At 68.4% G+C, this 13,243-nt stretch carries 8 protein-coding genes and 1 pseudogene; 2 read left to right on the top strand and 7 right to left on the bottom strand.

Going from position 1 to position 13,243, the window contains the following annotated elements:
- The 3 genes and pseudogenes from AC1DW3_RS20625 to AC1DW3_RS20615 form a co-directional block, all read right to left on the bottom strand.
- Positions 1 to 621, bottom strand: a pseudogene (locus tag AC1DW3_RS20625) (hypothetical protein); the annotation flags it as partial.
- A gap of 53 nt (positions 622 to 674) precedes the next feature.
- Positions 675 to 4,277, bottom strand: a complete 3,603-nt coding sequence (locus AC1DW3_RS20620) for a sensor domain-containing protein (protein WP_477934366.1) — start codon at positions 4,275 to 4,277, stop codon at positions 675 to 677.
- 55 nt (positions 4,278 to 4,332) lie between these two features.
- On the bottom strand, positions 4,333 to 5,130 hold the full coding sequence (locus tag AC1DW3_RS20615) for an NRDE family protein (RefSeq protein ID WP_477934364.1): 798 nt from the start codon (positions 5,128 to 5,130) through the stop codon (positions 4,333 to 4,335).
- An 85-nt stretch (positions 5,131 to 5,215) separates the two neighbouring features.
- Between AC1DW3_RS20615 and AC1DW3_RS20610 the strand changes: the two genes are divergently transcribed.
- Positions 5,216 to 5,965 (top strand): substrate-binding periplasmic protein, encoded by a 750-nt coding sequence (locus AC1DW3_RS20610; RefSeq protein ID WP_477934362.1) that lies wholly within the window; start codon positions 5,216 to 5,218, stop codon positions 5,963 to 5,965.
- A 77-nt stretch (positions 5,966 to 6,042) separates the two neighbouring features.
- Positions 6,043 to 7,191: a hypothetical protein gene (locus AC1DW3_RS20605; protein WP_477934360.1), complete on the top strand. Its 1,149-nt coding sequence runs from the start codon at positions 6,043 to 6,045 to the stop codon at positions 7,189 to 7,191.
- A 115-nt stretch (positions 7,192 to 7,306) separates the two neighbouring features.
- Here AC1DW3_RS20605 and AC1DW3_RS20600 read toward each other — a convergent pair whose 3' ends face one another.
- The 4 genes from AC1DW3_RS20600 to gcvT all read right to left on the bottom strand — a co-directional run bounded on the left by AC1DW3_RS20600 (position 7,307) and on the right by gcvT (position 13,229).
- Entirely contained in the window at positions 7,307 to 8,695 is a 1,389-nt protein-coding gene (locus AC1DW3_RS20600) for an L-serine ammonia-lyase (RefSeq protein ID WP_477934358.1), read from the bottom strand.
- Between the two features lie 117 nt (positions 8,696 to 8,812).
- Positions 8,813 to 11,701 carry an aminomethyl-transferring glycine dehydrogenase gene (gene gcvP / locus AC1DW3_RS20595; protein ID WP_477934356.1) on the bottom strand — a complete coding sequence of 963 codons (2,889 nt, stop codon included), beginning with the start codon at positions 11,699 to 11,701 and terminating at the stop codon, positions 8,813 to 8,815.
- Positions 11,702 to 11,722: 21 nt separating this feature from the next.
- Positions 11,723 to 12,097: a glycine cleavage system protein GcvH gene (gene gcvH / locus AC1DW3_RS20590; protein WP_056197006.1), complete on the bottom strand. Its 375-nt coding sequence runs from the start codon at positions 12,095 to 12,097 to the stop codon at positions 11,723 to 11,725.
- A gap of 19 nt (positions 12,098 to 12,116) precedes the next feature.
- The gene (gene gcvT / locus AC1DW3_RS20585) at positions 12,117 to 13,229 is read right to left on the bottom strand and encodes a glycine cleavage system aminomethyltransferase GcvT (RefSeq protein WP_477934354.1); all 1,113 of its coding nucleotides are present in this window, start codon (positions 13,227 to 13,229) and stop codon (positions 12,117 to 12,119) included.
- Positions 13,230 to 13,243: the final 14 nt, after the last annotated feature.

Genomic DNA, 13,243 nt, shown 5'->3' with positions numbered 1-13,243 from the left:
CGCCGCGGGAGCGGCCTCCAGGCGGCGCACGGCCGAAGGCAGGTCGGTGGGCAGCGTGGGCAGCTCGACAGTCCGGCTCGGCGTGCGCAGGCTGGCGGCCGAGGGCAGGGGCGCGACGCTGGCCTCGGGTCTGGCTTCCAGGCGGCCGACGGCGGGAGGCAGTTCGGCGCTGGGCGTCGGCAGTGGCGCCGTCCGGGCGGGGACGGCGGTGAGGTTCTCGCGTTCCACGGGCTTGAAGCCCTCGGGCAGGTCCAGCGTCGCGGTGCTGGGGGGCGCCGGCGAGGGCTCCTCGGTGCGGGCCGCTTCGGCGGGCACCTCCTGGGGGTTGTGGCGGCCCAAAGAGGCGGCGCCGGGCTGGGCGGCCGGGTCGGTCGGGCGCGCTGGCGCGCCGGCGCCGCCGCGTGCATCGACAGGCGCCGGATCGCCAGCCTCGGCGCCGCTGCGGCCCAGCAGCTTGACGGTCAGGCTGCCCCAGACGCCCTGGCCCGGCGCGGCCGTGCCACTGGCATTGCCGAAGACGAGGACGAGCCAGATGTGCAGCAGCGCCGCCAGCAGCAGGCAGCGTTGCAGCTGGCGCGGGTCGGGCGGCGGGCGGCGGCGGAGGGCGACGGCGGCAGTCACGGCTGGCGCATTGTGGCCCGGCGCCAGGGCCGTTTTGTTACCAGGCGCGGCGCTCAGAAGATGGTTTGCGCGAAGGTGTCACGCCCCGCGGCCTTGGCGCGGTACAGGGCGCGGTCGGCGCGCTCCAGCAGGTCCTCGGCGCCTTCGCCGACACCCCCCCAGCAGGCCATGCCGACGCTGGTCGTGACGAGGATCTCGCTGCCGGCGGGCAGGGTGATGGGCGGGCGGATGGCATCGACGAGCTTGGCGGCCACCTGGGACGCCTCGGCGTCACTCTGCAGGCCTTCCAGGATGACGACGAACTCGTCGCCGGCCAGGCGCGCCGCGGTGTCGGTGCTGCGCACGGCGCGGCGGATGCGGGTGGCGAACTCCTTCAGCACGGCGTCGCCGGCGGCGTGGCCGTGGCCATCGTTGATGCTCTTGAAGTGGTCGACGTCCAGGAAGATCAGGGCCATGGCCCGCTGGGCGCGGCGACTGCGGGCCAGCGCGAGGGTCAGCCTCTCCTCGAACTCGCGGCGGTTGGGCAGGCGGGTCAGTGGGTCGATGCGGGCCAGTTCCTGCAGGCGGCGTTCGACGTCCTTGGTGGCCGTCACATCGGTCGACAAGGTGTAGACGCCGGCGATCTTGCCGTCGGCGCGCCGGTCGGGGATGTAGACGGTGTGCAGATGGCGGGTCAGGCCGAGAGCCTGGGACACGACCTCGAACTCGATGCGTTCGCCGCGCAGGGCCTGCTCCAGCGCCGGCTGGCGCTGGGCGTAGAGATCCGGGCCGATCAGAGCCTTCAGATGACTGCCGACGGCCAGCTCGGGGTCCACGCCCATCCACTCCTCGAAGGTCTTGTTGACGAAGGTCAGGCGGTGATGGCGGTCGATGTAGGAGATCAGCACCGGCAGGTTGTCGGCAATGGCCTTGAGGTGGGACTGCGCGTCGCTGAGGCGCTGTGCCGCGAGCTGGCGCTCGGTGATGTCGAAGGTGACGGCGAAGACACCGATGACGCGGCCGTCGGCATCGAATTCGGGTACATAGGTCTGCTGGTAGTGGCGTGCCTCGCTGTCGCGCGGCCCTGTCTCGGACTCGAAGACGACGGTCTGACCCGCCATGGCCTTGTCCAGCCAGGGTTGGATCTGCTCGACATAGTCGGCGTCGCGCACCTCGGCGATGCGCTGGCCGAGCGGTTTCTCTGGCTGCAGGCCGAGCAGGGTCTCGAACTGGCGGTTGGCGAACAGATAGCGGCCGTCGCCGTCGAGGTGGGAGATCAGGGCCGGCAGGTTGTCGGTGATGGAGCGCAGCCGCCGCTCGCTGCGCTCCTGCTTCAACTGGGCGCTGCGCAGGGCCGTGATGTCGAAGGTCATCAGGTAGAAGCCGTTGACGTCGTTGGTCTGCGCGTCGTGCATGGGCACGAGGTGGATCTGGAAATAGCCGGTGCCGTCGCGCCAGGGCAGGGCGCCCTCGAAGGTCTGGCGCCGCCCCTGCAGCACCGCCCGCACATGGGCCTCGTGCAGCGCGTAGCTCTCTTCGCCGAGGCCGGCGCGCATGGGCATGCCGATGGCGCGGTCGCGCCCGAGGCTGTGGACCCTGAGGGCCAGGTCGTTGGCGAACACGCAGCGCTCCTCGGCATCGAAGACGCCGACCATGGCGGGAATGGCGTTGGTCACGTCGCGCATGCGCTGCTCGCTGGCGGCGAGCTCGCGGGCGGCCGCCCTGCGCTGGCTGACGTCGCGCACGAAGGCGTGGGCGGCGTAGCCGTCGCTCGTGTCCATGGCGGCGACGGACAGCTCGACGTCCAGCCGCCGGCCGTCGCGGTGCTGGGCCACGACCTCGACGCGCTGGTTGACGACGCGGCCCTGGCCGCTGTGGCGAAAGCGCGCCATGCCGGCATCGTGGGCGGCGCGCGTCTCGGGCGGGATGATGAGTTCGGACGCGCGCCGGCCCATCGCTTCGGCCGCCGTGTAGCCGAACAGCGCTTCAGCCTGCAGGTTCCAGTCGGTGACGTGGCCGTCGCCGTCCAGGCCGATGAAGGCGTCGCCGGAGTTGTCCAGGATGGCGCGGCAGCGCGCCTGCTCGCCCGCCAGTTGCTTGACGAGGGGCCGCACATGCTGCCTCAGCACCCAGGTGCCCAGCAGCGTCAGCACCGCCAGCAGCAGCGCCAGCCAGCTCAGGCGCTGGCGGATGACGGCGAAGACGGCCTCGATGTCGGCCTTGACGACCATGGCGAGACCCGTGCGCCCGAGCGGCACATAGGCCGCGACGACGGGCACGCCGCGCAGGTCGGGCGTCAGCGTGACGCCCGTCTCGCCAAGCAGGGCGCGGTTGATCGGCAGGTTGACGTTGCCGTTCGCGTCGAACATCGGGATGGTGAAGGGCTTGGGGTAGAGCTTGGACGGCACACAGGACGCGACCTTGTCGGTGCGGCTGCAGATCAGCACGTCGGAGGAAGCGTCGCTGTCGCGGACCCGCATGACGAGGCGATCCATCAGCGCCAGGCGCTGCTCGCTCAGGTAACGGCCCACGACCTCGCCCTTGTCCGTCACCGGCAGGTCCGTCGCGAGGATGAAGCCGCTGGCCCAGACCAGGCGGCTGGTCGCGGCGTAGTCGCGTGCCAGCGCCAGCGACGGCGTGTCGGCCTGGGCCGCGAAGACGCCGGCTTCGGCCAGCGGGACGCCGGCAGCGTCGACAAAACGGGCCGCGGTGACGCCGGCCGTCAGCAGGCTGCGCGTGATGCTGCGCAGGCGCTCGCGGCGGGCGGAGTCCCCGGGGTTGCTTGCCAGGTTGGCGAGCTGCTCGACGACGATGGGCCGCGTGGCGACGGTCTGGGCCAGCCAGACACCGCCGTCCATGGCACTGACCAGTGACTCGCCGGTGATGATGGCCGTGGAGTGCACGTCTTCCTTGCGCGAGCGCTCGAACTCCGACTCCAGCGCCGCGAAGCCGCCGGCGCCCGCCGCAACAGCCACCAGGGCCAGCACGGCCAGCGAGCGCCGCGTGATGCGCTGCTCGTGCAGGTCGATACGTTCGCGCACGCCGCTCCAGCGCAGGCGGATCTCCCACAGCGACAGGGCCAGCAGGGCCAGCCCGGCCGCCGTTGGCAGCGTCAGGCGGTTGAAGGAGCCCCATTGGTAGAGCTGCTCCAGGTTCAGCAGATAGCCGAGGATGCCGACGACTGCGATGAGGGCGGCGACGATGATGCCCGCCGCGCTCAGGCGCCGGGCGAGCGCGCCCGGCAGGCCGGCGAGCAGGCCCTGGCAGCCGAACAGCAGCAACAGGGCCACGCAGCCGTTGGGCGAGATGCGGCCCGGGTGGGGGTTGACAGCCGTCGGCAGCACGCCGGGGCGCGTGATGTCTATGCCCAGCGACAGGTCGCCCACGGCCTCGACGAGCATCAGCGCCGGCAATGCCGCCATCAGGAGCGCCAGGCCCTGCACGGCGCGTCGCGCGGTCGCGCTCGGCGCCTGGCCGCCGGGCCAGCCCGCCATGACCCAGGCCGTGGCGGCGCCCAGCAGCAGCAGCACGGAAGACACGATGCCGATCTCGGCCAGCCCGGGCAGGAAGCTGGCGACCTCCAGCCGCAGGCTCCAGCGCATGGCGACGAAGCCGGCGATGAGCATGCAGGCCAGCGCGGTCCAGCGGGCGGTCGACAGGCGAGACAGGAGCATCATCGGGCGGCGGCAAGCAGCGATGCCCGTCTGTATATCAGCTTGGGGCGCGAGTGGCTCAGGGCCAGCGCGTCAATTCGTGGTGGACRGGCGGCAGCCAGCCGCCCTCGGCCGTGATGCTGCGCTCGACGACGTGGGTAGCACCGCTCGCCTCGCGGACGAGCACGGTGGCGCAGCGGGTGCCGTAGACGGCCACCCCGGGCCGCGTTGGGTCGGGCATGCGGATGAAGCGGGGCGACAGCAGGCGTTCCCGCGCCAGGCCGACGCCGGTGTCGGGCAGGGCCGCGTCGGGCGCCGGCGTGGGGTCGGCCAGCGCGGCAAGGAGTTGGTTGGCCAACTGTTCTGCCGAGACCGCGCCGTCGAGGGCCTGGGCCATGGCTGCCTTCAGGCCCAGCGTCTTGGGCCAGGGCGTGTCGAGGGCCGCGTTGGACAGCGCGTGGATGCCGGGCGGCAGTTCAAGCGGCGCGGACGCGCGGTTGCTGATCCAGTGCCAGGTGTTGCTTGGCAGGTCGCCGGTGATGAGGTTGAAGCCGTTGTAGCCCTCCTTGAGCCCGGCCGCGAAGCCGTCGGCGCCGTCCGTCGAGCCCAGCCAGTCAACGACCAGGGCGCCGCGGGAAGGGGCGTCGGGATTCTGCCGGCTGGGATCGCGCACATTGGTCAGCAATGCGAGACGCCCGGCGCGGCTGAGACCGAACCAGGTGCCGCCGGCGGACAGGTCGCGGCCGGCCAGGATGTCGGGGCGTTCGGGCCACCAGGCCATGGGGGCAGCCTCGCGAGCGAAGAACTCGTCGCGGTTGGCGGCAATGGCGAGGGGGAAGCGCGGGTGGGCGTTCAGCGCGAAGGCGGCGAGGCACATGGACGGGGGCAGATCCTTCAGTAAACCCTGGCGTTGAAGGCTGGGGTGCCCGCCTATCATCGGCGCAACGACACTGGAGAACACAGTGCAGCGACGTCATCTGGGGCTGTTGGGGCTTGTCTGGACGTTTGATTCGCTGGCGGCCCCGCCGGACGCGCCATTGCGGCTGCTGAGCGAGGAATTTCCGCCCATCAATTTCACCGAAGGGGGCCGGCCCAGTGGTTTGGCGGTGGAGGTTGTGCAGGCGGTGCTGAAGCGCCTGGGCCAGACGCGGGACATCGAATTCCAGCCCTGGGCACGAGCCTACCGCGAGGCCCAGGGCCGCGAGCCGATGGCGCTCTTTTCGGCGGCGCGCATCCCCGAGCGTGAGAGGCTGTTCCAGTGGGCCGGTCCCATCGTGACCTTCTACAGCAGCTTCTACGCTCGCGCGGGTGCCGAGAGGCTCAAGCGCCTCGACGACGCCCGCCAGGCCGGCGACGTGCTGGTCGTGCGGGACTGGTACACCGCCCAGCAGCTCATGTCCGAGGGCTTTCACAATCTGCGCTACGTCACTGACCCGACACAGGGCCTGCGCATGCTGCTGGCCGGGCGCGCGCCGCTGTTTGCGTCCGAGCGCATCAGCATGCAGGGGGCGCTGGCCGCCGCCGGGGTCGACCCAGCCTCGCTGGAGGAGGTCTACACCTTCGCCAGCAGCGACGGCTACATCGCCTTCTCGCCGGGAACGCCCAAGCGAACCGTGAAGGCCTGGCAGCGCGAGATCGATGCGATGAAGCGCGACGGCAGCTTCCAGGCCATCTACAAGCGCTGGCTGCCGCAGGACCTGCCGCCGCGCTGAATCAGCGCTGAACCTGGCAGGACTTTTGGTCGTGCTTACGTGCAACTCGACCGGTGTTTTTCCCACATAGGAGAACCATGAAATTCATGTTCGGTGTCCTGGCTTTGTGCCTTGGACTCTTCTTCTCGTCGGCATTCGCCGCCGACGCGCCGCAAACTGCGGGGCAAGTCAAGCTCGACCTGCTCAAGCAGCTCGAGAAGGACGGCTACCTGAGCCAGAAGCTGGCGGAGGAAGCCAAGCTGAAGTACGTGGATCCCAAGGACATCAGCGTCCCGCTGGCCACTGTCAATGATGCCGTCAAAGCCGAGGCCTCGTTCTACCAGCGCTATGTCACCTTCGCCAACTTCTTCAAGCTGGTGGCCATCGTCCTGCTGCTGGTGTGGGCTTCGGGCTTCATCGCGCTGTTCGCCAAGGGCCTCTTCGCGCTTATTGCTTCGGTGTCCAAGGAGGTCTACCAGACCGTATTCCTGGCGCTCACGCTGACGATGACGCTGCGGCCGGAGCTGCTGTGGGCTTCTCAGGCCTTCTACTTGGCTCTGTTCGGCGCGTTCGCCAACGTGATGCTGGCGACCTGGGTTGTAAAGAGCCATCCAAAACTTCAGGAAGCCCTTGCCAAGCTGTTCAACCTTGGCGTGCCGCCGATGTCGGTGGCCAGCTTCTGGGGCATGGTGTACTTTGGTGCCCTGGCTCTCGCTTACCAGTCGCAAATCTTCGGCTTCTTCGCCGCGATTTGTCTTTCCGGCATCCTGAGCTTCGGCATGTATTACCGCCCGGGTGTGCTCACGCTGTTCTTCAACGACAAGGCGACAGGCGCGGTCATCTGGGGACATCTGGTGGTGCTGGCTGCTTACAGCATCACGAAGGTGATGGGCTTGCTGCCTGCGCAAGCGGGCCTGTTCGCCATCGGCCTGGAGTACTACTGCACCATCGCTCTGGGCGTAGGCTTTCTGGTGGGTGCTTCGCCGTTCACCAGGAGGTCCGGCGGCTTCCTGATCACCTTCCTCGTGGTCTTTGTCGCGGCGATGATCGGCTACTACCTGTACGACCTCAAGGTCGTTGGCAGCATCATTTGTGTGTTCGCTGTTCTGCTTTTCCTGGAGTGGATCGGCTACCTCAGCTACAAGACGGGCTTCCTCGTCGGCACCTTCGTCTGCGGCATCGTGCTGTTCGTCGCGTCGCTGCTGATGGAGAGCTTCGCGAGCTTCCTCGTGCTGCGGCTGGCGTAACTCGCCAACTTCCTCAAATGCCCTGGCTGGATGATTGCCGTCGACCTGACCGCGCTGCTGGGCAACGCCGCGGGCGTTGAGCCCAAGCCCAATACGCCGTTCGCTCTGGCGGCGCTCAGCATTCGACGATATTGACCGCCAGGCCCCCGCGGGCCGTTTCCTTGTATTTGGTCATCATGTCCGCGCCGGTGTCGCGCATGGTCTTGATGACCTTGTCGAGGCTGACGAAGTGGGTGCCATCACCGCGCAGCGCCATGCGCGCCGCGTTGATGGCCTTGACCGAGGCGATGGCGTTGCGCTCGATGCAGGGGATCTGCACCAGGCCGCCCACCGGGTCGCAGGTCAGGCCCAGGTGGTGCTCCATGCCGATCTCGGCGGCGTTCTCGACCTGCTCCGGCGTGCCGCCCATGACGGCGCACAAGGCGCCTGCGGCCATCGAGCAGGCCACGCCCACCTCGCCCTGGCAGCCGACCTCGGCGCCGGAGATGGAGGCGTTTTCCTTGTAGAGGATGCCGATGGCGGCAGCGGTGAGCAGGAAGTCGACGACGCCGCGTTCGGTGGCATGGTGGACGAAGCGGGTGTAGTAGTGCAGCACCGCGGGCACAATGCCTGCCGCGCCATTGGTGGGCGCGGTGACGACGCGGCCGCCGGCGGCGTTCTCCTCGTTGACGGCCAGCGCATAGAGGTTGACCCAGTCCATCACCTGCAGCGGGTCGCGCAGCGCGGCCTCGGGGTTGGCCGTCAGGTCGCGGTGCAACTGGGCCGCGCGGCGCTTGACCTTGAAGCCGCCCGGCAGGATGCCTTCGGTCTTGCAGCCGCGCGTGACGCAGGCTTGCATAACTCCCCAGATCTTCATCAGGCCGGCGTCGATCTCGGCCTCGGTGCGCCAGTGGCATTCGTTGCGCCGCATCAGCTCGGCGATGGAGATGCCGTGGCGCTTGGTCAGTTCCAGCAGTTCGTCGCCGGACTTGAAGGGGTAGGGCAGCACCGTCGTGTCGGGGGCGATGACCTTCTGCTTGCTGCCGTCGGCCGCCACCTCGTCGCTGACGACAAAGCCGCCGCCGACGGAGTAGTAGACGCGGTTGGCGATCTCGTTGCCGTCCGCGTCGAAGGCGATGCAGCGCATGCCGTTGGCGTGGAAGGGCAAGGTCTCGCGGCGCTTGAAGACGAGGTCCTTGGACTCGTCGAAGGCGACCTGGTGCTGGCCGACGAGGTTCAGGTCACCGGCGCGGATCGCGTCCAGCAGGGAGGGGATGGCTTCCACATCCACGGAGTCCGGCTCATGCCCGGCCAGGCCCAGCAACACGGCCTTGTCGCTGCCGTGACCCTTGCCGGTGGCACCGAGCGAGCCGTACAGGACCACCTGCACGCGGCTCGTCTTGTCGAGCAGGCCGTCGTGCTGAAGCCGCAGGCCAAACAGGCGGGCGGCACGCATCGGGCCGACCGTGTGCGAGGAGCTCGGACCGATGCCGATCTTGAAGAGGTCGAAAACGGAAACGGCCATGACTGCCTCGATTGGTTAGAGGGCGGCTTTTGGCCGCCCGTTTTCATCCAGCGGAGCCCGAGACCCGGGTTTGCCGGGCCTCGTGACTCGCCCCCATTTCAGAGGGCATGGTGATGATCAGGCTTCCTCGTACTCGCTGAGCGGTACGCAGGAACAGAACAGGTTGCGGTCGCCCCACACGTTGTCCACGCGGCCCACCGGCGACCAGTATTTCTGGCGGCGCAGCGAGGGCAGCGGGAACGCGGCGGCTTCACGGCTGTAGCCGTGGGCCCACTCCGTGGCACTGACGACCATGGACGTGTGCGGCGCGTTGACCAGCGGGTTGTCTTCGCGCGAGACCTTGCCGGATTCGACGTCGGCGATCTCGTGGCGGATCTGGATCATCGCGTCGATGAAACGGTCCAGCTCGGCGCGGGACTCGCTCTCGGTCGGCTCGACCATCAGCGTGCCGGCGACGGGGAAGCTCAGCGTCGGTGCGTGGAAGCCGTAGTCGATGAGGCGCTTGGCCACGTCTTCGGCGCTGACGCCGGAGCTGTCCTTCAGCGGGCGCAGGTCCAGGATGCACTCGTGGGCCACGCCGCCGCCCTTGACGCCGTCGATGTTGCCGCTGAAGTGGATGTCGTAGTGGTCCGACAGGCGGGCTGCGACGTAGTTGGCCGACAGGATGGCGACTTCGGTCGCCTTCTTCAGACCCTCGGCACCCATCATGCGGATGTACATCCACGAGATCGGCAGCACGGCCGCGTTGCCCAGCGGCGCGGCGGAGACGGCGCCGATGTTGGTGGCCTTGCCAAGCCCCGCGGTGCGGTGCGCGGGCAGGAAGGGCACGAGGTCATCGACGACGCAGACCGGGCCGACGCCCGGGCCGCCGCCGCCGTGCGGGATGCAGAAGGTCTTGTGCAGGTTCAGGTGGCTGACGTCGCCGCCGAACTCGCCGGGTGCCGCCACGCCGACCAGCGCGTTCATGTTGGCACCGTCCACGTAGACGCGGCCGCCATGGGCCTTCACCATCGCGCAGATTTCCTTCACGTGGGTGTCGAACACGCCGTAGGTGGAGGGGTAGGTGATCATGATCGCGGCCAGCTTGGCGGCGTGCTGTTCGCACTTGGCCTTCAGGTCGACCAGGTCGATATTGCCTTCCTTGTCGCACTTGGTCACAACGACCTGCATGCCCACCATCTGGGCCGACGCCGGGTTGGTGCCGTGGGCGCTTTCAGGGATCAGGCAGACGTTGCGCTGGTGGTCGCCACGCGACTCATGCCAGGCCTTGATGGCCAGCAGGCCGGCGTACTCACCCTGCGAGCCGGCGTTGGGCTGCAGGCTGATGCCGGCATAGCCCGTGCATTCGGTCAGCCAGTTCTGCAGCAGCTGGTCCAGCTCGGTGTAGCCGGCCAGCTGGTCCTGCGGCGCGAACGGGTGCACGCCCGCGAACTCCGGCCAGGTGATGGGGATCATCTCGGCCGTGGCGTTCAGCTTCATCGTGCAGGAGCCCAGCGGGATCATGCTGCGGTCCAGCGCCAGGTCCTTGTCCGACAGGCTGCGGATGTAGCGCAGCATCTCGGTTTCGCTGTGGTGGGTGTTGAAGACCGGGTGGCTCAGGTAGGCGCTGCTGCGGCGCAGTTGCGTCGGGATCAGGCTGTCGACGCCGGCGGCGAATTCGGCGACGGTCGGCACGGCGGCACCGGCGGGCGCAAACCAGCTCCAGATCGCCTCGAGGTCGGCGCGCGTCGTCGTCTCGTCCAGCGCGATGCTGACGTGCTTGTCGCTGATCTTGCGCAGGTTGGCTTGCGCGGCCACGGCCTTGGCCATGACGGGGGCAGGATCACACTCCACGAGCAGCGTGTCGAACACATGCGGCGTGACGACCTTGGCACCCAGGCGCGTCAGGCCGGCGTGCAGGATGGCCGTGTAGCTGGCCACGCGCTCGGCGATGCGCTTGAGGCCTTGCGGGCCGTGGTAGACGGCGTACATGCTGGCCACGACGGCCGGCAGCACCTGGGCCGTGCAGATGTTGGAGGTGGCCTTCTCTCGGCGGATGTGCTGCTCGCGGGTCTGCAGCGCCAGGCGCATGGCCGGGTGGCCTTGCGCGTCCTTGGACACGCCAACGAGGCGGCCCGGCATGGAGCGCTTGAACTCGTCCTTGCAGGCCAGGAAGGCCGCGTGCGGGCCGCCGGCGCCCATGGGCATGCCGAAGCGCTGGCTGTTGCCGGCCACGATGTCGGCGCCGAACTCGCCGGGCGAGACCAGCAGCGTCAGCGCCAGCAGATCGGTGCAGACGATGAAGGCGGCGCTCTTGGCGTGGGCCTGGTCGGCGAAGGCCTTCAGGTCATGGATGAGGCCGGTGGTGCTGGGGTATTGGCAGACGACGGCGAAATAGTCGTTCTCGGCCATCAGCGCGGGCGCCATGCCGACCTTGACGTCAATGCCCAAGGGCGCGCAGCGCGTCTGGATGACTTCGATGGTCTGCGGGTGCACGTCGCCAGCGACGATCAGCGTGTTGCTCTTGCTCTTCACGCCGCGCTTGGCCAGCGTGACGGCCTCGGCGGCCGAGGTGGCCTCGTCCAGCATGGAGCCGTTGGCGATGTCCATGCCGGTGAGGTCGGTCACCATCGTCTGGAAGTTCAGGATGGCTTCCATGCGGCCCTGCGAGATCTCGGCCTGGTAGGGCGTGTAGGCCGTGTACCAGGCGGGGTTCTCGAGGATGTTGCGCAGGATGACGCCCGGCGTGTGCACGCCGTAATAGCCCTGGCCGATGAAGCTCTTGTAGACCTTGTTCTTGCCGGCGATCAGCTTCAGCTCGGCCAGCGCGCCGGCCTCGGTGATGGGCGCGGGCAGCTTCATGCCCTGGGCGCGGCGGATGGACTTGGGCACGACCGCGTCGATCAGCGCGGTCCGGCTGGCCACGCCGACGGCGGCGCACATCAGGGATTCATCGACGGCATCCGGCCCGATATGGCGGGCATGGAATTCGGAGGCGTCTTCGAGTTGAGAAAGCGGCGTCGGCATGGCGGGTCTTGCTTCGAGGATTTACAGGGTCTTCAACAGGGCGTCGTAGGCGGTCGAGTCCATCAGGGCATCGAGCTGGCTGGGATTGCTCAGCTTGACCTTGAAGAACCAGCCGGCCTTGAGCGGGTCGGTATTGGCAAGCGCCGGGTCGTCGCGCAGGGCTTCGTTGACTTCGACGACTTCGCCATCGACGGGCATGTAGACGTCGGCCGCGGCCTTGACGGACTCGACGACGCCGGCGACTTCCTTCTCGGCATAGGTCTTGCCGACTTCGGGCAGGTCCACGAAGACCACATCGCCCAGCGCGTCCTGCGCGTGCACGGTGATGCCGACCGTCGCCGTGCCGTCGCCGTGCACGTCAAGCCATTCGTGATCGGGGGTGTACTTGATGCTCATCGTTCAGGCTCCGAGAGGTTTAGCCGCGGTAGTAGCGGTTGGGGGTGAAGGGGGTAGCGGAAACAACCATCGGCGTGCGCTTGTCGCGCACGATGGCGAAGACTTCGGTGCCAGCGGCGGTATGCGCCTTGTCGAGATAGGCGAGTGCCACCGGTTGGTTGACCGTGGGGCCCAGTGTGCCGCTGGTGACGGTGCCGATCTCGGTGCCGTCGGCTGCCACGATCTTGGCGCCCTCACGCACAGGCATGCGTTCCTTGCCCACCAGGCCGACGCGCTTGCGAGCCGCGCCGCTGGCCAGTTGCTCATCGATGACGGCCGCGCCCGGGTAGCCGCCGGCACGCGCGCCGCCGGCGCGGCGCACCTTCTGGATGGCCCAGGTGATGGCGGCCTCGACCGGCGTGGTCGTCTCGTTGATGTCGTGGCCGTAGAGGCACAGGCCCGCTTCCAGGCGCAGCGAGTCGCGCGCGCCCAGGCCGATGGGCTTGACCTCGGCATGGCTCAGCAGCTTGCGGGCCAGAGCCACGGCGTCGTCCTGGTGGACGGAGATCTCGTAGCCGTCCTCGCCGGTGTAGCCCGAGCGGGTCAGGAAGGTGTCGATGCCGTCCAGCTTGAAGAAGCCACCGGTCATGAAGGTCAGTTTGGCGACCTCAGGGTTCAGGCGGGAGAGCACGTCCACGGCCTGCGGGCCTTGCAGGGCCAGCAGCGCGCGTTCAGGGACAGGAATGACCTCACAGCGTGCACCGATGTGCTTTTGCATATGGGCGATGTCCTGGTCCTTGCAGCCGGCGTTCACCACCACGAACAGGTCGTCGGGGCGCTTGCAGACCATCAGGTCGTCCAGCAGGCCGCCCTGGTCGTTCGTGAACAGGGCATAGCGCTGCTTGAACACACCCAGGTCGACGATGTCGACCGGCACCAGGGTTTCAAGGGCGGCTGCGGCGTCTGCGCCAACGAGGCGCACCTGGCCCATGTGGGACACATCGAACAGGCCGGCGGCGGCCCGGGTGTGCTTGTGCTCGGCCATCACGCCGGCGGGGTATTGCACCGGCATGTCGTAGCCGGCGAAGGGCACCATCTTGGCGCCGAGTTCGACGTGGAGGGCGTGAAGAGGTGTTTGCAGCAAAGAGGACATCAAGGGCTCCGACG

The sequence above is a fragment of the Roseateles sp. P2_H4 genome, assembly GCF_056403315.1.
The sequence above is the reverse complement of the archived record's forward strand: the minus strand, read 5'-3'. Positions and strand labels throughout refer to the sequence as shown.